Raw genomic sequence first — 26,118 nt, forward strand, 5'->3', positions numbered from 1 at the left:
CCCAATGCCGCCCTGCCCGCCCAGCGCTGGCAGGGCGCGCGCGGCGGCGGGCAACGCAGGCGTCAGCCGGCGTTGCGCTCCAGCCACTTGCCGGCCATGCGCCGCAACGAGGGATCCAGGTCCGGCTCGGCCAGCAATTCGGCGATCGGGCGCCAGGCCAGCGCCAGCGACTCTTCGCTGACCACGAACGCCTCGTCGTCGCCGGCACGCACCACGTAGCGCGCGTCGTAGTGCCAATGCCCCGGCACCTCGCCGCGCGCCGGGATCCAGTGCCGGTCCAGGTCGAATGGGGCGCCGTCCTCCAGCGTCAGGCCAGGCAGGCCGGACTCCTCTTCGGCCTCCTTCAGCGCCACCTGCGCCAGGTCGCGATCGCCGTCGGCATGGCCGCCCAACTGCAGCCAGCGCTGCAGCTTGCGGTGATGGGTCAACAGGGTGCGGGCGCCGTCGGCGCTGACCAGCCACGCCGATCCGGTGAAGTGGCCGTCCAGCCGCGCACGCACGAACGGATCCTGCGCGTCGTCCAGCAAGGCCAGGAACTGCGCGGCAACCTCGGCCTCCTGCGGCCAACGGGCGGCATAGGCCTGCAACTGGCGGCGCAGGGAATGGTCCGGCATGGGCGGCTCTCGCGATCGGGGGCGGCCATTATCGCCGCCGACGGTGCAGCGCGGCTTGTGGCCGTCGTCCGGCTTTGGCATGGTACGACGCTTGCGTGGCCCGCCCGGGCCTAGCGCACCATCGTGACCGGGGCGAGACGGCCCCGCTCGCCACCGGGGAATGCACCGCATGCTGAAGTCTCTGTTGAGGGTCAAGCCGATCGAGCCCGCCGGGCACGTCGATGCCGGCGAACCGTTCGAAGGCAGCCTGGAAGGCGAAGCCACGCTGAAACGGACCCTCACCGCCAGGCACCTGATCCTGCTCGGCATCGGTGCGGTGATCGGCGCCGGCATCTTCGTGCTCACCGGCCAGGCCGCGGCCCACCACGCCGGCCCGGCGGTGATGCTGTCGTTCGTGTTCGCCGGCCTGGCCTGCGCCTTCGCCGGCCTGTGCTACGCCGAGTTCGCGGCGATGCTGCCGGTCTCCGGCAGCGCCTACTCGTATTCCTATGCGACGCTGGGCGAAGGCGTGGCCTGGTTCATCGGCTGGTGCCTGGTGCTGGAGTACCTGTTCGCCGGCTCCAGCGTCGCGGTGGGCTGGTCGGCCTACCTCATCAGCTTCGTCACCAGCACCCTGGGCCTGCCGTTCCCGGCGGAACTGGCCAGCGCACCGCTGACCTGGACCGGCCACACGTTCGTGGCCTCCGGCAATATCGTCAACCTGCCGGCGGTGCTGATCGTGGCCGCAGTGAGCGCGCTGTGCTACGTCGGCGTCACCCAGTCGGCCTTCGTCAACGCCATCGTGGTGGCGATCAAGGTCGCGGTGATCTGCCTGTTCGTCGGCGTCGGCATCTCCCATATCGACCCGGCCAACTGGCACCCGTTCATCCCGGAGAATACCGGCCCGGGCGAGTTCGGCTGGAGCGGCATCTTCCGCGCCGCCTCGATCGTGTTTTTCTCCTACATCGGCTTCGATGCGGTCTCCACCTCCGCGGGCGAGACCAAGGACCCGCAGAAGAACATGCCGATCGGCATCCTGGTGTCGCTGGCGATCTGCACCATCATCTACATCATCGTCTGCGCGGTGCTGACCGGCCTGCTGCCCTACACCCAGCTCGGCACCGCCAAGCCGGTGGCCACCGCGCTGGAGCACTATCCGGACCTGGCCTGGCTGAAGACCTTCGTCGAGATCGGCGCCATCGCCGGCCTGTCCTCGGTGGTGCTGGTGATGCTGATGGCGCAGCCGCGCATCTTCTACACCATGGCCCGCGACGGCCTGCTGCCGAAGCTGTTCGGCAAGGTGCATCGCCGCTTCCACACGCCGTATGTCGGCACCATCGTGGTCGGCGTGCTCGCCGCGCTGCTGGCCGGGCTGATCCCGCTGGACGTGCTCGGCGAACTGGTGTCGATGGGCACCCTGCTCGCCTTCGCCACGGTCTGCATCGGCGTGATGGTACTGCGCTTCACCCGGCCGGAACTGCCGCGGCCGTTCCGGGTGCCGTGGTTCTGGGCGGTGTGCCCGCTGGGCGCGGTGTTCTGCGTCGGCCTGTTCTTCCAGGCGTTTCAGGAACACTGGAAGGTGTTCGTCGGCTGGACCGCGATCGGCCTGTGCATCTATTTCTTCTACGGCATCCGCAACAGCCGCTTGGCCACGCGGGCCTGATCCGTCCCCCCGAAGACCGGCCGCTGCGCCGGTCTTCGCGTTCATCCCCTCTTTCTCGCGCGCCGCGCCAGGCTGGAACCGCTCCATGCTCAAACAACTCTGGGCCACCAAACACCCCCACGCCAGCCACGAGGACGCCGGCGGCCTGGGCCTGCAGCGCGCGCTCGGTCCCTGGGGCCTGACCGCGCTGGGCATCGGCGCGGTGATCGGCGGCGGCATCTTCGTCATCACCGGGCAGGCCGCGGCCGACCACGCCGGCCCGGCGATCATGCTGTCGTTCGTGCTGGCCGCGCTGTGCTGCGCGTTCTGCGCGCTGGCCTACGCCGAGTTCGCGGCGATGGTGCCGGTCTCCGGCAGCGCCTACACCTACACTTACGCCACCTTCGGCGAGCTGGCGGCTTGGTTCATCGGCTGGATGCTGGTACTCGAATACGGCGTATCGGCCTCGGCGGTGGCGGTGAGCTGGACCGGCTACTTCCTCAGCCTGCTCGACCATTTCGGCATCCACCTGCCCGCCGCGCTGGTCAACGCACCGCTGGACGGCAAGCTGCAGCGCACCGGCGCCATCGCCAACCTGCCCGCGGCCGGCATCGTGCTGCTGCTGACCTGGCTGTGCTACGTCGGCATCCGCAAGTCCTCGGCGATGAACATGGCGATGGTGGTGCTCAAGACCGGGCTGATCCTGCTGGTGATCGCGGTCGGCTGGAAGTACGTGGACCCGGCCAACTGGCATCCGTTCATCCCGGCCAACGAGGGACCAGGGAAGTACGGCATGGAGGGCGTGCTGCGCGGCGCGGCGATGGTGTTCTTCGCCTACATCGGCTTCGAGGCGGTGTCGGTGGCGGCGCAGGAATCGCACCGGCCGCAGCGCGACCTGCCGATCGGCATGATCCTGTCGCTGCTGATCTGCACCGTGCTGTACATCGCCATGGCCGCGGTGATGACCGGGCTGGTGCCGTTCACCCAGTTGGGCACCAACGAGCCGGTGGTGACCGCGGTCGCCGCGCATCCGCAGCTGAACTGGCTGCGCGTGGTGGTGGAGGTCGGCGCCCTGATCGGCCTGTCCTCGGTGGTGCTGGTGATGATCATCGGCCAGCCGCGGATCTTCATGATCATCGCCCGCGACGGCTTGCTGCCGCCGGTGTTCACCAAGATCCACCCCAAGTACCGCACCCCGCACGTCAACACGGTGATCACCGGCATCGGCATCGCCCTGCTGGCGGCGCTGTTCCCGCTGGACGTGCTCGGCGAACTGACCTCGATGGGGACCCTGATCGCCTTCGCCGCGGTCTGCGCCGGCGTGCTGATCCTGCGCTGCACCCAGCCGGACCTGCCGCGGCCGTTCCGCATTCCGTTCGCCTGGCCGATCTGCATCGCCGGCGTGGCCAGTTGCGTGACGCTGCTGTCGGCGATGACCGCGCACAATTGGAAGCTGATGGGCGGCTGGACCGTGATCGGCCTGGTCATCTACTTCGGCTACGGGCACCGCCACAGCCGCCTGCGGCACAGCCAGGGCTGAGCCATAAAGCCCCTCTCCCGCCGGGAGAGGGGTTGGGGTGAGGGTACGGGCGCGAAGCGCGCGCGGTGTTTCGGCTGCACGAGGCTGCGCTCGCACCCTCATCCGCCCCTTCGGGGCACCTTCTCCCGGGGGGAGAAGGGATAAAGCGCCAGCCCCTCTCCCGCCGGGAGAGGGGTTGGGGTGAGGGTACGGCGTGAGGAGGTGCCATTGGCGCAGCCTGTCATCCCAATCGCGCCAGCAAGCCCTAAACTACGCGCATGAACGCACTGCCCTACGATTCCGAGCGCCTGCGCACGCTGGCGCACCTGCTGATCGACAATATCCGCGAACTCGCTCAGGCCGGCTGGACGCCCGCCACCAGCAGCAACTTCTCGCACCGCCTGGACGATCGCCATGCCGCGATCACCGTCTCCGGCCGCGACAAGGGCCGGCTGGTCGAGGACGACATCATGGTGGTGGACTTCGACGGCCAGGCCGTCGGCCGACCGCTGCGCCCATCCGCCGAGACCCTGCTGCACACCCAGCTGTACCGGCGCTTCCCGGAGATCGGCTGCGTGCTGCACACGCATTCGCCGGTGCAGACCGTCGCCTCGCGCCTGTACGCGCCGCAGGGCCATATCCGCCTGGAAGGCTACGAACTGCTCAAGGCACTGCACGGCAACCACACCCACGAGACCGCGGTGGACCTGCCGGTGTTCGCCAACACCCAGGACATGACCGTGCTGGCCGCGCAGGTCGACGCGCTGCTCGACCGTGCGCCGCTGTGGGGCTACCTGATCGACGGCCATGGGCTGTACGCCTGGGGTCGCGACATGGCCGAGGCGCGCCGCCACCTGGAAGCCATCGAGTTCCTGCTGCATTGCGAACTGGAACTGCGCAAGTTGCGCGCCCTGGGCTGAACCGGCCGCGCGCGGCGCCCTGCCCGCGCGACAGCGTTCCAGCGCCGCAACGGCGGCGCCGCCGCCAACTGCTACCCTCTTCCTCCCCCCACGACGCCTCGCCGCCGCCATGAGCCGACTCCGCATCTTCGCCGACACCACTCCCGACGCGCCGCTGTTCGACAGCCGCGATGGCGACGCGATCGCCGCCGAGCTGCGCAAGATCGGCGTCACCTTCGAGCGCTGGCAGGCCAACCAGCCGATCGAACCCGGCGCCTCGCCGGAAGCGGTCATGGCCGCCTACCGCGCCGACATCGACCGCCTGGTCGCCGCCCACGGCTTCAAGACCGTGGACGTGGTCAGCATCGCCCCCGACAACCCGCAGCGCGAGGAGATGCGCAGGAAGTTCCTCGACGAGCATTTCCACAAGGAAGACGAGGTGCGCTTCTTCGTCGCCGGCTCCGGCCTGTTCACCCTGCACGTGGACGGCAAGGTCTACGAAATCGAATGCTTGCAGAACGATCTGATCGCGGTGCCGGACGGCACCCACCACTGGTTCGACATGGGGCCGGAGCCGCGCTTCGTGGCGATCCGCTTCTTCACCGAGCCGGATGGCTGGGTCGGTCATTTCACCGGCACCGACATCGCCCAGCGCTTCCCGCGCTACGAAGCGGCGCTGCGCGGCGAGGCGGGCGAGCCATGACCGCCGTGCAGGCGATCCTCACCGACATCGAGGGCACCACCAGCAGCATCTCCTTCGTCAAGGACGTGCTGTTCCCGTACGCGCGCCGCGCCCTGCCCGATTTCGTGCGCGCGCACGGCCAGGAGCCGCAGGTGCGGCGCTGGCTGGACGCGGTGGCGACCGAATGCGGCGGCATCTGCAGCGACGCGGTGATCGTGGAGACGCTGCAGGGCTGGATCGACCAGGACCGCAAGCACACCGCGCTGAAGGCGCTGCAGGGCATGATCTGGGAAACCGGCTACCGCGAAGGCGCCTACCGCGCGCACTTCTACCCGGAGGTGGCGGACGTGCTGCGCGGCTGGCACGCGGCCGGGTTGACGCTGTACGTGTACTCGTCCGGCTCGGTACCGGCGCAGAAGCAGTTCTTCGGCTACAGCGAGGCCGGCGACCTGATCGACCTGGTTTCGGGCTGGTTCGACACCGAGATCGGCGGCAAGCGCGAGGTCGCCAGCTACCGCGCCATCGTCGCCGCACTCGGCGTGCCCGCCGAGCGGATCGTGTTCCTGTCCGACGTGGTCGAGGAGTTGGACGCCGCGCGCGACGCCGGGCTGCAGACCCGCCTGCTCGACCGCCGCGAGGATTACCCGCAGCCGCGCACCGGCGCGGCCACGCACGGCCACGAGCGCGTGGAGAATTTCCAGCAGATCGCGCTCTGAGCCGAGCGCTGCGCGAGCGGCGCATCCAGAGGCACCAACGAGACGGTGGCGACGGTTGCGGGCAAGGCGTACGTTCGCTCGGCAAGCCAGCGCTGGCGCCCGAGCCGTTCATTGCACGAGGCCTCGGCGAGCGGCGCGGTGCCGAAGGCCAGGCTGCCGCTGGTGGTCGCGACAGCGATGAAGGCGCATCCCAAATGACCATGGAAGGCCATCTGTAGGAGCGGCTTTAGCCGCGACAGATAGCTTCGGAAAGTGCCTGTCGCGGCTAAAGCCGCTCCTACAAAAACAACAACGATGCCTCGCGCGGCGCGAGGGGAAGCGACCCGAAGTGGCGTCCGGATACGCTGGCCCCTTCGCTGATCGCGCGACTGAAATCAGACGCCCACCATCTCGCCGCCGGACCCGCGGCATCAGGCACAGGTGCTGCCGCGCCGCAGCCTGCCACGCACAAAGCCCGATGCCAGAGCCCGCTGCCTGACACGGATCCTGCCACGCGGTGCCCGTGCGCAGCACGAAGACGATCCCGTGCGCACAGGCAGCTCGCACTCCGATGGCTAAAGCGCCTCCTCCGCCCCTCCCCTCTTTCTCGCCTCGTCATACGCACATTGCGCGCTTTCCAGCGCGGGGCCGTTGGCGAGCGACCAGGTGTAAAGGGCAGCGAAGGGCTCGCGTAGCGAGCAGCCGAGCTCGGTGATGGTGTATTCGACGCCGATCGGCTGCGTCGGCAGCACCTTGCGGCTGATCAGGCCATTACGCTCCAGCCGCTTCAAGGCCTCGGACAACGCCTTGTGGGTGATGCCGTCGAGCCGGCGCTTGAGGTCGTTGAACCGCGCCGGCCGGGTGCAGAGGACGCTCAGGATCAGCACCGTCCACTTGTTGGCGATGTGTTCGAGGATGGGCCGCGTCGCGGTGACATCCAGCGGCAGTTCGAGCACGTCGTTGGCCATGGGTATACGCCCCTATATCTAAGCACCACTCGGTGCGTTCTTGTTATTAGATATACGACTGATACCTTATCCGTCAACACCAACGCAGTGAGGACCTATGAGCAGCCTTTCAGGGAAAATCGCCGTCGTGATCGGCGGCCATGGCGGCATCGGCGGCGCCATCGCGGACCGGTTCGCGGCCGAAGGCGCCACCGTTTACGCCACCAGCCGTCGCGCAGAAGAAGCGGACCTCGCGCATGGAGTCGGCAGGCTGCGTGCGCGCCGCGTCGATGCGTCCGATCCGACCGCGCTCGCGACCTTCTTCGAGGCGGTGCGCGGCGAGGTCGCGCGGGTGGACGTGCTCGCCCTCAACGCCGGCATCTCCGAGTTCGCGACCCTCGACGCGGTCAGCGAGGATCATTTCGACCGGACCTTCGACCTCAACGTGCGCGCGCTGCTGTTCGCCGCCAAGGCGGCGACGGCGCTCATGCCCGATGGCGGCTCGATCGTTCTGGTGGGCTCGATCGCCGATGCGATCGGCACCAAAGGCTATGGCGTCTACGGAGCCACCAAGGCCGCCATACGCTCTTTCGCGCGGACCTGGGCCAACGAGCTGGCGCCGCGCAACATCCGCGTCAACGTCGTGGCGCCGGGACCCACCGACACCGCCATGATGGCGGCGACGTCCGACACGGTGCGCGAGACGCTGACCCAGCTGATCCCGCTCGGCCGGATGGGGCGCGCCGACGAAGTGGCCTCGGCCGCGCTGTTCCTCGCCAGCGACCAGAGCAGCTTCATCACCGGCGCCTCGCTGCCGGTCGACGGCGGCATGGCGCAGGTCTGATCCAGGCCGCCTGCGGAACGCGCCCTCGCCCCGAAGAAGGCGATAGACGCGTCCCCGGGTTCGCGCTGGCGACAGTGGCGGGTCGGCGCGCCACTGGTTTTCCAGGGTGAGTGCGTTCCCTTGCGTGTCGGCCAGTTCGACATCCTCGGTTCACTCCTCCGATCGCGCTTGGGCGATTGCCGCCCATGCGCTTTGCCGCGATCATCTGCGCCATGTCTACCCCGCACCGCTCGTGCTTGCGTCCGTACCGGCTCCTGCTGGGTGTCGGGTTGCTGCTGTGCGTCGTCGGCCCGCATGCGGCGGTGCCGCCGATGGGAGCGTTCGCGGCGACCGCGCCGGCGGCGACGGCCGCGCCCGATCCCGTGCAGGCGCGCTTGCTGCAGGCGCAACTGGACGCGCTGCGGCCGCAACGGCCCGGCGTGACCGATCTGTACGTGGTCGGCTTCGCCGGCGACGCCAGCGAGGACGTGTTCCGCAACGAGACGCTGTACCTGCGCGACCTGTTCGCGCAGCGCTTCGACGCCGAAGGCCGCATCGTCACCTTGATCAACCATGCGGACAATCTCGGCGCCCATGCCTACGCGCCGGAGGCGTCCTACGAGCACCTGGACGCGACCCTGCAGCGCATCGGCAAGCTGATGGACCGGCGCGAGGACGCGCTGCTGCTGTTTCTGACCAGCCACGGCACCGAGCAGCACGAGCTGTACCTGCAGTTCGGACCCGGCGAGGACGCCGAGTACGACACCATCGCGCCGCAGGAGTTGCGCCGCCTGCTCGACCGAGCCGGCATCCGCAACCGCATCATCGTGATCTCGGCCTGCTACTCCGGCGGCTTCGTGCCGGCATTGAAGACCGCCGACACCGTGGTCATCACCGCCGCGCGCCGCGACCGGCCCTCGTTCGGCTGCGGCAACACCGCCAGCGCCACCTATTTCGGCCGCGCCTGGCTGATCGACGCGCTGGCGCGCACCACCGATGTCGTCGAGAGCTATCGCCTGGCCAGTGCCGAGATCAGCGCACGCGAACGTGCCGAAGGCGAAGCGCCGTCGTACCCGCAGTTGTACGTCGGCGCGCGCATCGCGCCGTTGCTGCAGCGTTGGCGCGCGCAGCTGAAGCCGGTCGCCGCGCCGGCATATCCCTATCCGGAGCCGGACACGGCCGCCGAACCCACGCCGGAAGCGGACGTGGCGCTGGCGCCGCAAGCGAGCGGCGGCGGGGCTAGGGACACGCCCGCTGCGCAACACGCGGCGGCGCCGTCACGAGCGACGGCACGTGGCCGTGTCGAAACGACGGGATCGCCGCATGCGAAGTCGTTGGTCCCAGCGTCCTCGGCGACATCACCTCGCTGACATCGCCGTGGCTGTTCGCGCGCGATCGCGGTGCCAAGCGGACGGCGCCGGCGTCCCGCGCGCCGTGCCCTTTCCATCCACGAGTGCGGCGCGAGCGGCGATGGAAGGCTTGTGCGCCCGCATCCGATCGCTTCAGCGATGCGCCTTGTCGTTGAGTTGCCACGCGCTGCCCTGGCGCACGGCAGCCGATTCGCGTCGCGGTCGCTTTGCGGCGCAGACGGACAGGCGCAAACGATGGCGCCAAGCATTGCGGCGACGCGTGACATTTCACGGCCGCTCCCGCTAACGCAGCGAGTTGCGTGCCCTGCGCCGTGCCCTTGGCCGGCCGTGCACCGCGTTGCTCGAGAACGTGGCGGACATCGGCGTGCGGCCCCGGATTCACGATCACCAGCACCGTGCCGTGCACCGCACTAGATGCGAGTGATTCGCGTTTGATCGCGGGACGTCATGGCTCGCTAGACTGCATGCGCCGCAAGCCCGCCAGCCTCAACGCCAGCCAGCTGCTCCCGATCCTTTCGCCCGCTCGCCTTCGCTCGCCAGCCAGGATCACCCACGCACTTCGACGGCCTCCTCAGTGGAGGTTTTTTTATTTCCGGGCCGCGCAGAGCTGCCGTACTTTCGTTTTTGCACCGTGCCGCGCACAGAGCGATAGCCGGCCCAAACCGCACCCGGTCTCCGTCATCGTCTTCGCGACGGAGCACCAAGCGCCAGGACCGGCGATCGCTGCCGGTCAGGGCGCGGCGTCCTGCAGGCGATAACCGGTGGTCGCGCGTTGCTCGCCGCGCCAGCGGTCGACGAAGCGCACGTCGATGCGATGCGCACCAACGCCCAGATCGGTCGGCAAGGTGCCGCGCCACAGGTGCTGCGACGGGATCGCTTCCGGCGAGCGGTCATAGCCGCGCAGCGTTTCGGCGGCGTCGTCGCGCGCATTCTCGGCGAGCAGGTCCGGATCCGGCTGCTGCACCCGGCGCATCGGCTTCCAGGCGCCGTCGTCGATGCGGTACTCCACGCGGCTGTCGTCCTGGCCCATGAACACGTTCGCGTACACCGCCCAGGCCGGATAGGCGCCGCGGCGCAGCACCTTGGGCGCGTGCACGGTCATCGCCACGTCCTCGTCGGCGCGCGCGGCGTGATAGGCCAGCGCATAGTCGCCGCCGCGCTTGACAGTCAGCCGCGCATACCCATTCGGGGTGCCATCGGCCATCGTCGCCGCGGGAATGCCATCGGCGTCCTTGACCCCGGACCAGAACGCGCCGCACGCCGCGCCCACGTTGTATTCGTGCAAGGGCTGCGCGCCACGCCAGCCGTCGTCGGCATCGTGATAGTAGTGGCGCTGGGTGTGGCTGTGGCCGCTGAGCACCAGCACATGCGGGAATTCCTGCAGCAGCGCGAACAGGCGCGCGCGGTCGGCATGGCGGAAGCTCTCCTTGCCCGGCGCCGCATCGAACAGCGGGATGTGCATGCCCAGCACCAGCAGCCGGTCCTTCGGCAGGGTCGCCAGGTAGGTCCGCAGGAACGCGAACTGGTCCTCGCGCAGGCCGCCGACGTAGTCCGGCTGCTGCTTGGGCTGGTAGACCACGTCGTCGAGGAACACGAAGCTGGCGCCGCCCTCTTCCACCGCGTAGGTGTCCGGGCCGTAGACCGCGCGCCAGCTCGACAGCGAGTCCGCGTCGTCGGCCGCATCGATGTTCAGGTCGTGGTTGCCGGGCACATGGAACCAGGGCACGCCGAGCTTGGCGGTCTCGGCGTTCAAGGCCGGATACAGCGAGAGGTCGTCGCTGACCACATCGCCCAGGGTGGTGCCCAGGCGCGCCTGGGTCTTGCCCAGCAACGGCGCGACGATGTTGCGCGCGTAATAGCCGACGTCGGTCGCCGAGGCGGTCTGGGTGTCGGTGAACACCAGCACGTCGGTGCTGTCCGCCTTGGGCTGCGCGCGCAGCGCGAAATCCCATTGGTCGGTGGCGCCGGCCGTCGGCGCGATGCCCGCGTATTTCAGCTTGGGCGACCCGGCCGGCGCGTAATGCCGCCAGTACTCCGGCAAGCCGTTGCCGGCGCTGGCGAAGGCATAGCCATCGGGCTTGATCACGAACACCGTGCGCCCCGGCTCCACCTCCAGGCGATAGCGCCCCTGCGCATCGGTGCGCACGATCCGCACACCGTCGGAGACCTGCACGCCGGCCACGCCGCGCTCGCCGCTGCCGCGGCCGGCATGGCCGTCGCGCTCCTGGTAGACGCTGCCGGTGATCGTCGCCGTCTGCGCCAGCGCGGGCACTGCGGCGATCGACAGGCAGGTGAGCACTACGGCACGCAACGACATGCGGGAATTCCGGCGATCAAAGAAGCCGCGATTGTAGCGATCCGCCGCGGCAGGGCGATGACCGCCGCCGCATTGGCTATGCGTGGCGCGCTTCCAGCACCGCGACCGCGTCGGCCAGGCCCAGGCCGCGCGCGCGCAGCAGCACGGTCAGGTGGTACAGCAGGTCGGCGGCTTCGCCGAGCAGTGCCGCATCGTCCTGCGCCACCCCGGCCAGGGCGGTTTCCACGCCCTCCTCGCCCACCTTCTGCGCGATGCGGCGGACGCCGTTCTCGAACAGTTGCGTGGTGTAGCTGCCCAACGGCCGCTCGCGCTCGCGCTGTTCGACCAGGCGGTCGAGCGCGCCCAGGAACTGGCCCGGCGCCTGCGAGAAGCAACTGTCGCGGCCGAGGTGGCAAGTCGGCCCGCGCGGATGCGCGGTGACCAGCAAGGTGTCGCGGTCGCAGTCGGTCTCGATCGCCACCAGCTCCAGCGTATTGCCCGAGCTTTCGCCCTTGGTCCACAGGCGCTGCTTGCTGCGGCTGTAGAAGGTGACCTTGCCGCTGGCGCGGGTCGCGGCCAGCGCTTCGGCATTCATATAGCCGAGCATCAGCACGCGCAGCGTGGCCGCGTCCTGCACCACCACCGGCAGCAGGCCATCACCCTTGGCCCAATCCAGCGCCGCATCCGCGACCTCGGCGCCGTGCGTGTGTTCATGCGCCATCGCGCACCTCGATCTGTCGTTGGCGCAGGAAGCGCTTGAGTTCGGGAATCGGAATCGCGCCGCTGTGGAACACGCTGGCGGCCAGCGCGCCGTCCACGTCGGCCTGTTCGAACACATCGGCGAAGTGCTGCGGTTCGCCCGCGCCGCCGGAGGCGATCAGCGGCACCTTGCACAAGGCGCGCACCGCGTACAGCTGGGCGATGTCGTAGCCGCGGCGCACGCCGTCGTTGTCCATGCAGTTGAGCACGATCTCGCCGGCGCCCAGTTGCTGCGCCTCCACCACCCAGTCCACGGTGCGCACGCGCAGCGCCTGGGTCTTGTCCGGGTCGCCGGTGAAGCGGCGCACGCGCCACTGGCCGTCGTCCTCGCGGATCGAGTCGATGCCGACCACCACGCACTGCACCCCGAACGCCTCGGCCAGCTCGGCGATCAGCGCCGGCCGCTCCAGCGCCGGCGAGTTGATCGAGATCTTGTCGGCGCCGGCATGCAGCACCGCGCGCGCGGTGGCCACGTCGCGGATGCCGCCGGCCACGCAGAACGGGATGTCGATCAGCCGCGCCACGCGCTCGACCCAGGCGTAGTCCACCGAGCGGCCTTGCGGGCTGGCGCCGATGTCGTAGAACACCAGTTCGTCGGCGCCCTGGTCGCGGTAGCGCAGCGCCAGGTCGACGATGTCGCCCATGTCGACGTGATCGCGGAACTTGACGCCCTTGACCACACGGCCGTCGCGCACGTCCAGGCACGGGATGATGCGCCGGCTCAGCATGCCAGCGCCTCGTCCAGGCGCAGCCGGCCTTCCAGCAGCGCCTTGCCGAGCACCGCGCCGGCGCAACCGGCCTCGCGCGCGGCGCGCACGTCGGCCGCGTCGCGGATGCCGCCGGAGGCCTGTACCTCCACGCCCGGCGCGATCTCGCGCAGGTAGGCGTACAGCGCCAGGTTCGGCCCGGACAGCATGCCGTCGCGTGCGATGTCGGTGCACAGCAGGTGCTTCAGTCCGGCCGCGGCGTACTCGACCGCCAGCGCCTCCAGGGTCAGCGACGAGGTCTCGGTCCAGCCCAGCACCGGCAGGCGCCAGACGCCTTGCGCGTCCTGGCGCGTGTCCAGCGCCACGGTGATGCGTTCGGGGCCGAAGTCGGCCAGCCACTCCAGCACCGACTCGCGGTCGCGCACCGCCAGCGAGCCGATCACCACGCGCGTGGCGCCGGCATCCAGGATGCGCTGCACGTCGGCGCGAGAGCGCACGCCGCCGCCGGTCTGCACCTGCAGTCCGGTCTGCGCGCGGATCCGGCCCAGCAGCGGCGCCAGGGTGTAGCCGCCGGCGCGCGCCGCGTCCAGGTCCACCAGGTGCATCCAGGCCGCGCCGGCCTCGGCGAAGGCCTGCGCGCGCGGCAGCGGATCGTCGCCATAGTGGGTTTCGCGGGCGTAGTCGCCCTGCGCCAGCCGCACCACGCGGCCGTCGCGGATGTCCAGCGCGGGATAGACGAGGAAGCTCATGGGAAATCGGTCTCGAGGAAGTTGCGCAGGATGCGCGCGCCGGTGCTCGCCGAGCGCTCGGGATGGAACTGCGCGCCGCAGCGGCGGCCGCGCTGCACCACCGCGGTGAACAACCCGCCGTGATCGCAGGCCGCTACGGTGTCGGCGGTGACCGGCGCGGCATAGCCGTGCACGAAGTAGGCGCTGGCCCGCTCCGGCACGCCGTCCAGCAGCGGCGAGGGACGCATCGGCAGCAGCCGGTTCCAGCCCATGTGCGGGATGCGGATGCCCAACGCCGGCGGCATGTGCCGGACCACGCCGGTGAGCAGGCCCAGGCAATCGACCTCGCCTTCCTCGGAACGTTCGAACAGCAGCTGCATGCCCAGGCAGATGCCGATCAACGGCACCTGCAACGCGCGCAACGGCTCGATCAGGCCTTGCTCGCGCAGCCGCGCCATCGCGTGCGGCGCGGCGCCGACGCCGGGCAGGATCACCCGGTCCGCGCCCTGCAAGCCTGCCGCGTCGCGTACCAGCCGCGCTTCCACGCCCAACCGTTCGAGTGCGTAACGCACCGACCCCAGGTTGGCGCCGCCGGCATCGATCAGGGCCACATCGGTCATCGCAGGCTCCTCGCCGCCGCCGCGCGCATCACAGCACGCCCTTGGTGGACGGCAAGGCCGCGCCCTCGCGGCGCAGCGCCTGGCGCAAGGCCCGCGCCAGGGCCTTGAAGCAGGCCTCGACCTTGTGGTGGTCGTTGTCGCCGTGCACGCGCAGGTGCAGGTTCAATCCGGACGCGTCGCACAGCGAGCGGAAGAAGTGCGGCACCAGTTCTGTCGGCAGGTCGCCGACGCGCTCGCGCTTGAACTCACCCTCGAACACGAAATACGGGCGCCCGCTGAAATCCAGCGCGGCACTGGCCAGGGTCTCGTCCATCGGCAAGGTGAAGCCGGCACGGCCAGCGGCCTCGCCAGCCGGCCACGGGCCGTCGGCCGGGTCGAAGCCGTAGCGGCCGATGCCGCGCTTGTCGCCCAGTGCCTGGCGCAGCGCCTGGCCCAGCGCCAGGCCGGTGTCCTCGACGGTGTGGTGCTCGTCGATGTGCAGGTCGCCGTCGGCGCGCACGTCCAGCGCGAAACCGCCGTGCTTGCCGATCTGCTCGAGCATGTGGTCGAAGAACGGCAGGCCGGTGGCGCAGTGCGGATCGCGCACCAGGTCCAGGTCGACCTCGACCGCGATCCGGGTTTCCTTGGTGTCGCGCTGCACGGTGGCGCGGCGCGGCGCATCGGCCAGTGCGTGGGCGATGCCGGCCCAGTCCCAGTCGCCGCCGAACTGTTCGGTCTTGAGCTGGAAGCCGCGGATGCGCAGGTTCTCGGCGAACTGGATGTCGGTGAGGCGATCGCCGACCATCGCCGAGCGCGCCCAGTCGATGCTGCGATCCTGCAGATAGGGCAGCATCAGGCCGGTGCCGGGTTTGCGCGTGGGCGCATTGTCGGCCGGCCAACTGCGGTCGATCAGCACCTCGCGGAACACGATGCCCTGGCTTTCGAAGATCTGCAGCATCAGGTCGTTGGGGCCGTCGAACGCGGCTTGCGGATAGGCTGCGCTGCCCAGGCCGTCCTGGTTGGTGACGATGACGAACTGGTAGCCGGCATCGCGCAGCTTGAGCATGGCCGGGATCACGCCGCGCACGAAGCGCAGCTTCTCGTAGGCGTCGATCTGGAAATCGGCCGGCTCTTCGATCAGGGTGCCGTCGCGGTCCACGAACAGGATCGGGGTCATGCCGCCGCCCTCCCCGCCTGCAGCGCGCCGAGCACGCGCTGGTTCTGCTCCGCGGTGCCGATCGTGATGCGCAGCGCGTCGCCCAGGCTCGGCGCGGCGCGCTGGTCGCGTACCACCACGCCGGCCGCGAGCAAGGCGCGGAACGCGCCTTCGGCATCGTCGAAGCGCAGCAGCAGGAAGTTGCCCTGCGAGGGATACACGCGGCGCACGCCCGGCAGCACCGCCAGCGCCGCGGCCATGCGCTCGCGCTCGCGGCGGATCTCGGCCACGCGCGCGGCGGTCTGGCGCAACGGCTCGGCCTGCAGCGCGGCCAGCGCCAACTGCGTGCATGGCGCCGGGATCGGGTACGGCGCCTGGCAGCGGCGCAAGACCGCGATCAGCGCCGGATCGGCGATCACGCAACCGATTCGCGCCGCGGCCAGCGCATGCGCCTTGGACAGGGTGCGCAACAACGCCAGGTTCGGGTGGCGCGCCAGCAGCGTGGTCGCCGAGGGCACGTCGGAAAATTCGCCATAGGCTTCGTCGACCACCAGCAGCGCGCGCCCATGCAGGCGCTCGGCGGCGCGTTCGATGTCCGCCAGCGGGATCGCCGCGCCGCTGGGATTGCCGGGCGAACACAGGAACACCAGCTTGGCCATCTGGCTCAGCGCCGCTTCCACCACCGCATCCACATCGGTGACCAGGCCGGCAGCATCTTCGCGCAGCGGCACCGCGACGATGCGCGCATTCTGCAGCCGCGCGCAGACCGCATACATGCCGAACACCGGCGGGGTGATCACGATCGCGTCGCGGCCCGGCTCGCACAGCGCGCGCAGCAGCAGGTCGATGGCCTCGTCGCTGCCGCGGCCGAGCAGCAGTTGCTCCGGCGCACAGGCGTACAGCGATGCCAGCGCCGCGCGCAACGCCGGCGGTTGCGGATCCGGATAGCGGCGGTTGCCGGCATCGCGGTCGGCGGGATTGGCCCAGGCCGATTCGTTGGCGTTGAGCCAGACCTCGCCGTGCAGCGCGCTGCTGCGCGCCGAGGAATAGCCGGCGAAATCGCGCAGGTCGGGACGCACCAGCGCCAGCATCGAGCCCGGCATCGGGGTGTCGTTCGCCCCGCTCATGCCGCCTTCTCCATGCGCAGCGCCACCGCGTTGGCGTGCGCGTCCAGGCCCTCGGCGCGGGCCATGGTCACCGCGCAGGCGCCGATGCCGGCGATGCCGGCGCGGCTGGCCGCCTGCACGCTGACGAAATTCTGGAAGCTGGCGACGCTGACCCCGCTGTAAGCGCGCGCCGCACCGCTGGTCGGCAACACGTGATTGGTGCCGCTGCAATAGTCGCCCAGCGCCTCGGGGGTGTAGTCGCCGAGGAACACCGAACCGGCGGCCTCCACACGTTCCAGCCAGGCGCGCGGGTCGCGCAGGGCCAGGATCAGATGCTCGGGCGCATAACGGTTGCTGATCGCGAAGGCATCCTCGAGCGCGCCGACCTGGATCAGCCGCGATGCAGCCAGGGCCTGGCGCGCGATCGCCGCGCGCGGCAACGTCGCCAACTGGCGTTCGATCTCGTCCTCGACCGCGTCGATCAGCTCGGCGCTGTCGGACAGCAGCAGCACCTGCGAGTCCGGGCCGTGCTCGGCCTGCGACAGCAGGTCGGCGGCGACGAAGGCGGCATCGGCGCCGACATCGGCGATCACCAGCACCTCGGACGGGCCGGCGGGCATGTCGATCGCCGCCGCGCCGGCTTGCGCCACCTGCTGCTTGGCTTCGGTCACATAGGCGTTGCCCGGCCCGAACAGCTTGTCGCACGACGGCACCGACTCGGTGCCGAAGCCCATCGCCGCGATCGCCTGCGCGCCGCCGAGCTTGAACACGCGGTCCACGCCGCTCAGCTTCGCCGCGACCAGCACCGCCGGATCGGCCGAGCCGTCGGCGCGCGGCGGCGTGCACAGCACCACCTCGCGGCACCCGGCCAGCGCCGCCGGCACGCACAGCATCAGCGCGGTGGACGGCAGCGGCGCGCTGCCGGCCGGCACGTACAGGCCGACCCGGCCGATCGGCCGCACCACCCGCTCGCAGACCACGCCCGGCGCTGTTTCCACCGCATAGGGTTGGGCCATGCCGGCACGGTGGAACGTCTCGATCCGCGCCGCGGCCTGCGCCATCGCCTCGCGCAACACGGCCGGCACCGCCGCTTCGGCCGCGGCGAACTCGTCGGCACCCACTTCGAAACTCTGCAGCACCACACCGTCGAACCGCGCGGTGATCTCGCGCAATGCCGCGTCGCCGCGACCGCGCACGTCGTCCAGCAACTGCGTCACCGCGGCGCGGGTCTGCGCGGCCACGGTCTGCGCCGGCCGGGTCAAGGCCTGCGTGCGCGCCTGCGCATCGAGCGAATTCCAGTCCAGTCGGTTCATGCCAGCGAGCGCTCCACCGTCAACACCATCAAGCCCTGCGCGCCGGCGCGTTCCAGTTCCTCCATGCGCTGCCAGGTGATCGCGCCATGACACATCGTCTGCAGGTGCAGCGGGCCATCGCCGTCGCCCGGCAGTTGCACCAGCGGGTCGGCATCGGGCAGCAAGCGGGTCAGTTCGGCGACGTGGTCGCGCGCGGCGCGGAACATCAGCAGCTTGCTATCGCGCAGCTTGAGCACGCCGTCGAGCCGCCGCAGCAGCATCGCCGCCAGTCCGGCGCGGGCGTCGCCCGGCTCGCGCACCGGCCCGGCCAGTACCGCCTCGCTCTCCAGCAGCGTTTCCACCGGCTTGAGCTGGTTGGCGGCCAGGGTCGCGCCGCTGGACACCAGGTCGCAGATCAGGTCGGCGGTGCCCAGGCGCGGCGCGATCTCCACCGAGCCGGACAGTTCCACCACCTGCGCGTCGATGCCGCGCGCCTCCAGCCAGTCGGCCAGCACCGCCGGATAGCTGGTGGCGATGCGCATGCCCTGCAACTGTTCCGGGCCGGTCCACTCCCAACCGTCGGGCACCGCCAGCATCAGCCGGCACTGGCCGAAGTTGAGGCCGCGCAGCGCCCGGTAGGCCTCGGGCATGCCGTTGCGGCGGCGCTCGCCGGCCTGCTCCTCGAGTTCGTTGCGGCCGACGATGCCGAAGTCGCACACGCCATCGGCGATCAGGCCGGGAATGTCGTCGTCGCGCACCAACAGCAGGTCCACCGGCAACGACTCGCCGTAGCAGAACAGCTTGTCGCGGCTTTCGCGCCAGCTCAGCCCGCAGGCCGCCAGCAGCGCGCGCGCCGGTTCGGCCAGGCGGCCGCTCTTCTGGATCGCGATACGCAGCCGGTCACGCGCCGGCGCTGCCAGGGAAGCACTCATCAGGACATCTCAGTGGGAGTCGGAAGGACGCGCCGCTTGCCGACGCAACGCCGTGGCATAGCCGCCGGCGCCGTATTCCAGGGTCCGCGCGACGCGGCCGATGGTGGTGACGCTGACCTGGGTCAGCTCGTGGATCTCGCGGTACGGCACGCCCTTGAGCAGCAGCGGCACCACCCGCCAGCGATCGGACATCGCCTCCAGCTCGGCGGGCGTGCACAGATCCTGCAGGAACGCGGCGACTTCCTGCGGCTTGCTCAGGTGCGCCAGGGCACGCGACAAGGCCTTGAACCATGCGTCTTCGCGATCGGCGGCGGGGGCAGGACGTTGTTTCATTGCGCTAATGTAATAGCGCGCTAGTACATTGGTCAACAGGGACCTGCACGCAGCCACGTTCCACGAGGCCGGCAATGGACGACTGGCGAGATCGTGCCCGCGTCCGCGCGGCGAACCAGGCGATAGCGAAGCAGACGATTGGAAAATCGCGCCTGGACTGCTAGCGTCGCCCGGGTTCAACCACGCGGAGCAAGGGATGCGCCGGACTGCCCATCACGAACTCCTGGCCCTAGGCGTGCTGGCGGCCGCATCGGCGTGGCTGCCGTGGCCGAGCAGCGCCGCGCCGGCACCGCGCACCGCCGAGACCGGAACCGGGACCGAGACCGAGACGGCGTCCCCGCCCCAGATCCGCTCCAAAGCGCAGCTCGACGCCTACCTGCACGCGCATGCGGGCCAGCCCACGCCGCTGGACGCCCTTCCCCCCGGCGCCCGGGAGCGCTTCCTGGATGGCCTGGTGTTCGGCAGCCGGGGGCTGGCGGGGTTCGACACCCAGGACCTGGCCCAACTCACCCACGAGCAGGGACGCCAGTTGCTGGCGCTGTTCGGCGCCGAACGCTACGCCGACACGTTGCAGCCATGGGCGGAGCAGGCGCGCGCCGCGCGCGCCGACGCGCAGATCGGCGACCTGGAACGCCGCTACAACCGCTACAACCGGACACTGACGCAGGAGCGGGCGACGGGCGATGCCTGGGACCACTTGCGCGGCGACCTGCCCGAGGCGTTCGACCGCACCGCCATCGGACGCCTGCCCGACGACGCATTGGCGCTGCTGTATCGCGCGATCGAACGCGCCTATGCGCAGGCACCCACGTCCGAAGGCCTGGAACTGCAGCTGCAGGCACTGAACGCATTGCGCCATCGCGGCCGCGCCGATGCCCGGCAGTTGGACAGCGCGGCCGATGCGCTGCTGCTCGCGCATCGCTACGAGGATGCGCGCCGGTTGCTGGCGACGGGCGGCAGCAGCGACTGGCCACGATGGCTACGGTTCGAGGACCGCCTGGATGGTCCCGCTCCTGGCCCGACGCTGTGGGTCGCGGACGCCAGCGGCACCACCTTGCGGCGGCAACGCATCGATCTGCGCCCGGCGCAGATTCTGGTCACCGCCGGTTGCCATTTCTCCGAGGACGCGGCCCGCGCGATCGCGGCCGACCCGGTGCTCGGGCCCGCGTTCCAGCGCCATGCACGCTGGCTGGCGCTGCCGCCGGGCGCGGAAGACATGGCGGCGCTGCGTGCCTGGAACCAGGCGCACCCGCAAACGCCGCTGCACCCGATCTACGACCGCGACGAATGGCGCATCCTGCCGGCGTGGGACATGCCGACCTTCTACCTGGTCCGCGACGGCAAGGTGCTCGCGCAATTGAAGGGCTGGCCGGCCGACGACCGCGACCAGCGGCAGCAGTTGGCCGCGCTGCTGCGGGGCGCCGGACTGCTGCCCTGACGCAGTGGCGACGACCAGCGGTCGCCGGCAACCGCGGCCACGTCACACCCCACGCCGCGATCTAAGGATTCCGCGGGAATTCCCGATTTCGATAGCACGACCAAAGGACCCGAACACTCCAGCTGTCGTCCCGATGCAGCAGGAAGCTCTTGGCGACCAGATCGATATCGTCGGCCACCCGCGCAGCGATCTCGGCATCGTTCGACGCACGAAAAGCGCTCTTGAACGCCATCTCGCGCAGCCCATCCAGGAAACCCAAGCCCTCCCGGGACATCCTGCCCCTTTCCGCTTCGACAGCAGTGAAGTCCTCCGTCCACGCGCTATCGAACGACGCTCCATCTCTCGCGTCCAGCGCCTCATCGCGATCCAGGCCGCGCAGAAACGCAAAGAACTCGGGTTTCGCGAGCAACGCGTGCATCTCGAGCAACCGCGGATCCTTCATTGCCTCACTCCATTGGAAACCCGGCAGCGCTCCAGGCGGCGTCGCTGGCGCACGCCGCGCATCGAAGCCGCCCGGCCCGCTCCGCTCAGGCCATGACCTTGGCCTGCTCCAGTTCCACCAGCAGGGTGCTGGCCAGTTCGTCGCGGGCGACCTCGAACTGCTGCTCTCGCACCAGGTCCTTGACCGCGACCACGCCGCGCGCCAGTTCGTCGTCGCCGGCCAGCACCACGAAGCGGATGCCGGCGCGCGCCGCGTACTGGAACTGCTTGCCGACCTTCTTCGGCTCCATCTGCACTTCGGTGTTGATCCCGCCGGCACGCAGGCGCCGCGCGATGTCCAGCGCGTCGTCCAGCTTGGCCTCGTCCATCAGCGCGACCATCGCCTGCACGCTGCTGGAGGCGATACCCTCGATCAGCCCCGCCTCGCGCAGTTGCCAGAACAGACGGGTCAGGCCGATGGAAATGCCCACGCCCGGCAGCTTGGACTTGCTGTAGTGGCTGGCCAGATCCTCGTAGCGGCCGCCCGAGCAGATCGAACCGATCTGCGGGTAGTCGATGAGCATGGTCTCGTACACGGTTCCGGTGTAGTAGTCCAGGCCGCGCGCGATGGAGAAGTTCAGGCAGTACGAGGTCTCCGGCACGCCCAGCGCCTTGACCAGGGCCAGCACCTCGCGCAGCTCGGCCACGCCCTCGCGCAGGGTCGCGCTGGACGCCGCATCGGTCTCCAGCGCCTGCAGCCGCGCCAGCGCATCGTCATGACCGCTGGAGCGCACCGCGACGAAGTCGAGGATGCGCTGCACCTGCTCGGCGGGAATGCCGAAGCCCTCGCCGACCAGCGTCTCGCGCACGTAGTCGGCGCCGCGCTTGTCCAGCTTGTCGACCTCGCGCAGCACCGCCAGCTGGCGCTCGCCCTCGGCCACGCCCAGGCTCTCGAAGAAGCCGCGCATCAGCTTGCGATTGTTCAATTGCACCGCGAAATCGCCGATGCCCAGTTCGGCGAACACCGCGTGGATCACCGCTAGCACCTCGGCGTCGTAGCGGATGCTCAGCGCGTCCTTGCCGATGACGTCGATGTCGCACTGGTAGAACTCGCGGAAGCGCCCGCGCTGGGCGCGTTCGCCGCGGTACACGCGCTGCATCTGGTAGCGGCGGAACGGAAAGCTCAGCTCGTGCTCGTGCTCGGCCACGTAGCGCGCCAGCGGCACGGTCAGGTCGAAGCGCAACGCCAGTTCCGGCAGCCCGCCCTCGCCACCGGCATCGGCCGCCGCGGCGTTGGCCAGCGCGCCGGTGGACTGCACGAAGTACACCTGTCGCTCGGTCTCCCCGCCGGACTTGGTCAGCAGCACGTCGGACAATTCGAACACCGGCGTTTCCACCGGCAGGAACCCGAACCGCTCGTAGTTGCGGCGGATGACGTCCAGCATGCGCTGGAACGCGATCTGCTCGCGCGGCAGCAACTCCATGATGCCGGGCGGCGTACGGGGCTTGATCACGTGCAAAACTCCTGCGTCTTGGGGGCGAACGGACGCCAATTCTAGCCGTACTGGGTGCCGTGGTCGTATCGGCGTATGATCCCGGGTGACCTGCCAGACCGCCGAGCGCATGCACCGGACCGCCTCCCGCTTCGCCCTGCCCTATGCCGAACCCGCCGCGGCCCGCGATCCGCACGCGCGCGACTGCATGCACTGCGCGGTGCGCCACCTGGCGATCTGCTCGGCGCTGGCCTGCGACGAGGTCCAGGCGCTGGAGCGGGTGACCACCTCGCTGTCCTACGCCGCCGGCGCCACCCTAGTGCGCACCGGCGAGGCGCGGCAGGCGGTCTACACGGTCACCTCCGGGGCGCTGCGCCTGGTCCGCACGCTGGCCGATGGCCGCCGCCAGGTGGTGGGCTTCGTGCTGCCGGGCGACTACGTGGGCCTGAGCGAAGCGGCGAAGTACCGCAACGACATCGAAGCGATCGCCGATACCCGGGTGTGCCGGGTGGCGGTGGCGGACATGCGGCAACTGCGCAGCCAGTATCCGCAGCTGGAGCGCAAGCTGCTGCAGCGCGCCTGCCTGGAACTGGACGCGGCGCAGGATGCGGCGCTGGCCCTGGCGCGCCTGCAGCCGATGGAGAAGCTCGCCGATTTCCTGCTGAAGCTGGCGGCGCGCACCGCCAGCCGCGGCGATCCCGGCAATACCGTGACGCTGATGATGGGCCGCGGCGATATCGCCGACCATCTCGGCCTGACCATGGAAACGGTCAGCCGCACCTTCACCAAGCTGCGCCAGCAGGGCCTGATCGCCCTGCCGCAGTTGCATGTGGTCGAGATCCGCGACTTCGCCGCGCTGCACCGACTGGCGACCGACGAAGGCTGACCCGACGCCGGCGATTTTTTCGCCAGCCCCTGTCTACGCCTGGCACCACCGCGCCTGCGCCGACTTATCCACAAGTTTCCGGGGCAACGCTCCACATGCGCTGTGGACAACCCGGCCAGCCGCGACCGATTCCGAACCGGGATGCTGGTTGCGGTCCGAGAGCAAGGCTGCAGCGGACCGCCACGGGAGACCGGCGCAGACGCTGCCCACTGCCGCATCCATGAATGCTTCAGGCACCGACCATTCCCTGACACACACCCAGGCATAGACTTGCGCCGCGATACACCTGCGGCGCCGCCGCGGTGCCGGAGGGGGGAACCACTGGGAGGGCAATCATGCTCGTCGCCATCGATGTGCTGCACGACTCACGCGCCTGCGTGGTGCTGGATCGCGAAAAGGAACTGGATTTCTGGAAGACGCATTTCGCCCAGGCCCCGTTCCATCAGCCCGGGCATACGTTCACCGATTACGAGCCGGCGCTGAAGCTGGCCTACGACGCCTACCTGAAGTACCACGGCCAGCGCTTCGAGGACGTGGTACCGCAGCTGCGCGACGTCTTCCTGCGCGACCATCCGCGTTCGCGCCTGGACTGGCTGCAGGCGCGCAGCGTGGTGCAGGCCGCCTGGTCGCGGCTGCAGCCGGACGAGTAAAGGCCTCGTCCTCGCCCGAGCCGGGCGCCGCGTCCATGCGGCACGTTCGCCAAGCGGCGCGGCGCTGACCGTTGGAGGCAGGGCGGAAGGCCGCGGCCTCAACCGGCCAGCAGGCGCGCGCGCACTGCGGCGTAGTCCGGCGCGATCGGCTCGGCCCGCGCCGGGCGCTGCAGCAACGCCGCCAACGCCGGCGGCACCGCGACCGGCTCGCCGATCAACGGCTCCACCACCGCCTCGAACTTGGCCGGATGCGCGGTCGCGGCCACCGCCCAATCGCCGGCATCGGCCTCGACGCCTTCGGCGCGGATCTGCTGCAGCACGTGCAGCGCGGTGGCGGTGTGCGGGCAATGCACCTCGCCGTAGCGGCGGAAGCGCTCGCCGATCAACTGGCGGATCTGCGCATCGTCCACCGAGTAGGACTGGAACTGCGTCCGCAGCGCGGCATCGTCGCCGCGGTACAGCCAGCGCAGCCGCTCGAAATTGCTCGGCGCGCCGACGTCCATCGCGTTGGCGACGGTGGCCACGCTGGGCTGCGGCGCATAGTCGGCGCCGGCGAAGTAGTCCGGCAGCACGTGGTTGGCGTTGGTCGCCAGCACGATCCGGCCCAGCGGCACGCCCTGCCCGCGCGCCAGGATCGCCGCCAGCGCATTGCCGAGGTTGCCGGTCGGCACCACCAGGTTCAGCGCCTGCGCGTGCGCGGCGTAGTGCTCCAGGGCGGCATGGGCGTAGTAGCTCATCTGCGGCAGCAGCCGGCCCAGGCTGATGCTGTTGGCCGAACTCAGCGGCGCCTGCGCCTGCAGGTCGGCATCGTTCAAGGCCTGCTTGACCAGCGCCTGGCAGTCGTCGAAGGACCCGGCCACGCGCAGCGCCTGGATGTTGTCGCCGAAGCAGCCCAGTTGATGCGCCTGGCGCGGCGACACGCGCCCGTCCGGATACAGCACCACCACGCGCAGGCCGGGTTGGCGATGGAAGGCGGCGGCCACGGCGGCGCCGGTATCGCCGGAGGTGGCGACGAGGATGGTCAGCGGCGTCGCGGCGTCGCGGCGCACGCGCGTCAGGCAGGCGGCGAGGAAGCGTGCGCCGAAGTCCTTGAACGCGGCGGTGGGGCCGTGGAACAACTCCAGTGCGTGGTCGGCGGGCGTGGCCAGCGGCTGCAGGGGGGCATCGAAGTCGAAGGCGTCGGCGCAGATCGCGGGCAGGTCCGCGGCGAGTGCGTCGTCGGCGAAGAACGGCGCCAGCAGGGTGGCGGCGGTCTCGGCGAGGCTGGCGCCGGGCTGCAGTTCGCGCGCCGGGGGCATGCGTTCGGGCACGTACAGGCCGCCATCGGGCGCCAGGCCGGCGGCGATGGCCTGGCTGAGGGAGACGGGGGGAGCGGCGTTACGGGTGGAAACGAAGTTCATGGTGGTTCCATCGGCAAGGGGAGTTCGATCGCACTGTCATCCCGGGCTGTTGCACCGGCTTTCGGCTTTCGGCTTTCGGCTTTCGGCTTTCGGCTTCTGGCTTCTGGCTTCTGGCTTCTGGCCTTGGCCTTGGCCTTGGGCTTGGCTTTGGGCTTGGCTTTGGGCTTGGCTTTGGGCGTGGCTTTGGCTGTTGCTGGGCTTTGGCTCCGGCTTGTTTTTGCTTTTCCATCTCCCGTGAGGCGCGGCAAGCAGGATGGGTACAACCCCCGCAGGGGGCGACGCGCAGGGGGCGACGCGCAGGGGGCGACGCGCAGGATGCGCGTCGTTTTCGGCAGGCACATGGATGTGCCTTCCGAAAATTCCCATCCTGCTTGCGGACCCGGAGCGCGCAGCGCGGAGGGCGCGCCGCCCGGGTGTGCTTTCTTTTGGTTACTTTTCTTTGCACAAGCAAAGAAAAGTGACCCGCGTCAGCGGAAGCTCTTGCTCTTGCTCTTGTTGCTGTGCCTTGGCGCTTTTTGTAGGAGCGGCTTCAGCCGCGACAGATTTCTGCGTCACTTTGGTCGCGGCTGAAGCCGCTCCTACAGGTTTCCTCATCCGACACCAAAAACTCAAGCAACAACAAAGCTTTCGCCTTGCGGCGAGTTACTTTTCTTTGCTTGTGCAAAGAAAAGTAACCAAAAGAAAGCACACCCTGCCTCGCGCCCTCCGCGCTGCGCGCTCCGGGTCCGCGTCCATCACGGGGATCCGCGGAAG

At 69.8% G+C, this 26,118-nt stretch carries 25 protein-coding genes; 10 read left to right on the forward strand and 15 right to left on the reverse strand.

Annotated elements, in window-relative coordinates:
• Positions 1–62: 62 nt before the first annotated feature.
• Positions 63–614 (reverse strand): NUDIX hydrolase, encoded by a 552-nt coding sequence (locus AB3X07_RS12115; protein ID WP_369938865.1) that lies wholly within the window; start codon positions 612–614, stop codon positions 63–65.
• A 169-nt stretch (positions 615–783) separates the two neighbouring features.
• Here AB3X07_RS12115 and AB3X07_RS12120 point away from each other — a divergent pair, with 169 nt between their 5' ends.
• From AB3X07_RS12120 to mtnC, 5 genes are all read left to right on the forward strand, one after another.
• Positions 784–2,256 carry an amino acid permease gene (locus tag AB3X07_RS12120; protein ID WP_369938866.1) on the forward strand — a complete coding sequence of 491 codons (1,473 nt, stop codon included), beginning with the start codon at positions 784–786 and terminating at the stop codon, positions 2,254–2,256.
• Between the two features lie 85 nt (positions 2,257–2,341).
• Entirely contained in the window at positions 2,342–3,775 is a 1,434-nt protein-coding gene (locus AB3X07_RS12125; RefSeq protein ID WP_369938867.1) for an amino acid permease, read from the forward strand.
• Between the two features lie 257 nt (positions 3,776–4,032).
• Positions 4,033–4,674, forward strand: a complete 642-nt coding sequence (locus tag AB3X07_RS12130) for a methylthioribulose 1-phosphate dehydratase (RefSeq protein ID WP_369938868.1) — start codon at positions 4,033–4,035, stop codon at positions 4,672–4,674.
• 109 nt (positions 4,675–4,783) lie between these two features.
• Positions 4,784–5,356, forward strand: a complete 573-nt coding sequence (locus AB3X07_RS12135; RefSeq protein ID WP_369938869.1) for a 1,2-dihydroxy-3-keto-5-methylthiopentene dioxygenase — start codon at positions 4,784–4,786, stop codon at positions 5,354–5,356.
• Positions 5,353–6,051 (forward strand): acireductone synthase, encoded by a 699-nt coding sequence (gene mtnC / locus AB3X07_RS12140; RefSeq protein WP_369938870.1) that lies wholly within the window; start codon positions 5,353–5,355, stop codon positions 6,049–6,051. The genes AB3X07_RS12135 and mtnC overlap by 4 nt, the downstream gene beginning before the upstream one ends.
• 554 nt (positions 6,052–6,605) lie before the next feature.
• On the opposite strand, the gene AB3X07_RS12145 is transcribed toward mtnC, so the two are convergent.
• Positions 6,606–6,998: a winged helix-turn-helix transcriptional regulator gene (locus AB3X07_RS12145; protein WP_369938871.1), complete on the reverse strand. Its 393-nt coding sequence runs from the start codon at positions 6,996–6,998 to the stop codon at positions 6,606–6,608.
• A gap of 97 nt (positions 6,999–7,095) precedes the next feature.
• Between AB3X07_RS12145 and AB3X07_RS12150 the strand changes: the two genes are divergently transcribed.
• Both AB3X07_RS12150 and AB3X07_RS12155 read left to right on the forward strand, forming a co-directional pair.
• The gene (locus tag AB3X07_RS12150) at positions 7,096–7,821 is read left to right on the forward strand and encodes an SDR family NAD(P)-dependent oxidoreductase (protein WP_369938872.1); all 726 of its coding nucleotides are present in this window, start codon (positions 7,096–7,098) and stop codon (positions 7,819–7,821) included.
• Between the two features lie 212 nt (positions 7,822–8,033).
• Entirely contained in the window at positions 8,034–9,170 is a 1,137-nt protein-coding gene (locus AB3X07_RS12155) for a C13 family peptidase (protein WP_369938873.1), read from the forward strand.
• 730 nt (positions 9,171–9,900) lie between these two features.
• Here AB3X07_RS12155 and AB3X07_RS12160 read toward each other — a convergent pair.
• The 10 genes from AB3X07_RS12160 to AB3X07_RS12205 form a co-directional block, all read right to left on the reverse strand.
• Entirely contained in the window at positions 9,901–11,487 is a 1,587-nt protein-coding gene (locus AB3X07_RS12160) for a calcineurin-like phosphoesterase C-terminal domain-containing protein (protein ID WP_369938874.1), read from the reverse strand.
• 76 nt (positions 11,488–11,563) lie between these two features.
• The gene (hisIE, locus tag AB3X07_RS12165) at positions 11,564–12,187 is read right to left on the reverse strand and encodes a bifunctional phosphoribosyl-AMP cyclohydrolase/phosphoribosyl-ATP diphosphatase HisIE (RefSeq protein WP_369938875.1); all 624 of its coding nucleotides are present in this window, start codon (positions 12,185–12,187) and stop codon (positions 11,564–11,566) included.
• The gene (hisF, locus tag AB3X07_RS12170) at positions 12,177–12,953 is read right to left on the reverse strand and encodes an imidazole glycerol phosphate synthase subunit HisF (RefSeq protein ID WP_369938876.1); all 777 of its coding nucleotides are present in this window, start codon (positions 12,951–12,953) and stop codon (positions 12,177–12,179) included. Before hisF ends, hisIE begins: the two co-directional genes overlap by 11 nt.
• On the reverse strand, positions 12,947–13,681 hold the full coding sequence (gene hisA, locus AB3X07_RS12175; RefSeq protein ID WP_369938877.1) for a 1-(5-phosphoribosyl)-5-[(5-phosphoribosylamino)methylideneamino]imidazole-4-carboxamide isomerase: 735 nt from the start codon (positions 13,679–13,681) through the stop codon (positions 12,947–12,949). Before hisA ends, hisF begins: the two co-directional genes overlap by 7 nt.
• On the reverse strand, positions 13,678–14,280 hold the full coding sequence (hisH, locus tag AB3X07_RS12180; RefSeq protein ID WP_369938878.1) for an imidazole glycerol phosphate synthase subunit HisH: 603 nt from the start codon (positions 14,278–14,280) through the stop codon (positions 13,678–13,680). Before hisH ends, hisA begins: the two co-directional genes overlap by 4 nt.
• Before the next feature lie 28 nt (positions 14,281–14,308).
• The gene (hisB, locus tag AB3X07_RS12185; RefSeq protein ID WP_369938879.1) at positions 14,309–15,436 is read right to left on the reverse strand and encodes a bifunctional histidinol-phosphatase/imidazoleglycerol-phosphate dehydratase HisB; all 1,128 of its coding nucleotides are present in this window, start codon (positions 15,434–15,436) and stop codon (positions 14,309–14,311) included.
• The gene (gene hisC / locus AB3X07_RS12190; RefSeq protein ID WP_369938880.1) at positions 15,433–16,542 is read right to left on the reverse strand and encodes a histidinol-phosphate transaminase; all 1,110 of its coding nucleotides are present in this window, start codon (positions 16,540–16,542) and stop codon (positions 15,433–15,435) included. Before hisC ends, hisB begins: the two co-directional genes overlap by 4 nt.
• Entirely contained in the window at positions 16,539–17,834 is a 1,296-nt protein-coding gene (gene hisD, locus AB3X07_RS12195) for a histidinol dehydrogenase (protein ID WP_369938881.1), read from the reverse strand. Before hisD ends, hisC begins: the two co-directional genes overlap by 4 nt.
• On the reverse strand, positions 17,831–18,745 hold the full coding sequence (hisG, locus tag AB3X07_RS12200; RefSeq protein WP_369938882.1) for an ATP phosphoribosyltransferase: 915 nt from the start codon (positions 18,743–18,745) through the stop codon (positions 17,831–17,833). The genes hisD and hisG overlap by 4 nt, the downstream gene beginning before the upstream one ends.
• A 9-nt stretch (positions 18,746–18,754) precedes the next feature.
• The gene (locus AB3X07_RS12205; RefSeq protein WP_369938883.1) at positions 18,755–19,078 is read right to left on the reverse strand and encodes a YerC/YecD family TrpR-related protein; all 324 of its coding nucleotides are present in this window, start codon (positions 19,076–19,078) and stop codon (positions 18,755–18,757) included.
• A gap of 196 nt (positions 19,079–19,274) precedes the next feature.
• Here AB3X07_RS12205 and AB3X07_RS12210 point away from each other — a divergent pair, with 196 nt between their 5' ends.
• Positions 19,275–20,516, forward strand: coding sequence for a hypothetical protein (locus AB3X07_RS12210; protein WP_369938884.1), 1,242 nt, complete (start codon positions 19,275–19,277; stop codon positions 20,514–20,516).
• A 61-nt stretch (positions 20,517–20,577) separates the two neighbouring features.
• Here the strand turns inward: AB3X07_RS12210 and AB3X07_RS12215 are convergent, their stop codons facing one another.
• Together AB3X07_RS12215 and hisS are read right to left on the reverse strand one after the other, a co-directional pair.
• Entirely contained in the window at positions 20,578–20,958 is a 381-nt protein-coding gene (locus tag AB3X07_RS12215) for a hypothetical protein (RefSeq protein ID WP_369938885.1), read from the reverse strand.
• A gap of 85 nt (positions 20,959–21,043) precedes the next feature.
• Positions 21,044–22,450, reverse strand: coding sequence for a histidine--tRNA ligase (hisS, locus tag AB3X07_RS12220; RefSeq protein ID WP_369938886.1), 1,407 nt, complete (start codon positions 22,448–22,450; stop codon positions 21,044–21,046).
• Positions 22,451–22,649: 199 nt separating this feature from the next.
• On the opposite strand from hisS, the gene AB3X07_RS12225 reads away from it, so the two are divergent.
• Together AB3X07_RS12225 and AB3X07_RS12230 are read left to right on the forward strand one after the other, a co-directional pair.
• Complete coding sequence (locus tag AB3X07_RS12225; protein ID WP_369944740.1) at positions 22,650–23,315, forward strand: Crp/Fnr family transcriptional regulator; 666 nt, start codon at positions 22,650–22,652, stop codon at positions 23,313–23,315.
• Positions 23,316–23,650: 335 nt separating this feature from the next.
• Positions 23,651–23,965 (forward strand): hypothetical protein, encoded by a 315-nt coding sequence (locus AB3X07_RS12230; RefSeq protein ID WP_369938887.1) that lies wholly within the window; start codon positions 23,651–23,653, stop codon positions 23,963–23,965.
• A gap of 98 nt (positions 23,966–24,063) precedes the next feature.
• Here the strand turns inward: AB3X07_RS12230 and thrC are convergent, their stop codons facing one another.
• Entirely contained in the window at positions 24,064–25,365 is a 1,302-nt protein-coding gene (gene thrC, locus AB3X07_RS12235) for a threonine synthase (protein WP_369938888.1), read from the reverse strand.
• Between the last annotated feature and the right edge of the window lie 753 nt (positions 25,366–26,118).

Origin of the sequence: Xanthomonas sp. DAR 35659 (assembly GCF_041242975.1) — a bacterium.
Taxonomy (GTDB): domain Bacteria; phylum Pseudomonadota; class Gammaproteobacteria; order Xanthomonadales; family Xanthomonadaceae; genus Xanthomonas_A; species Xanthomonas_A medicagonis.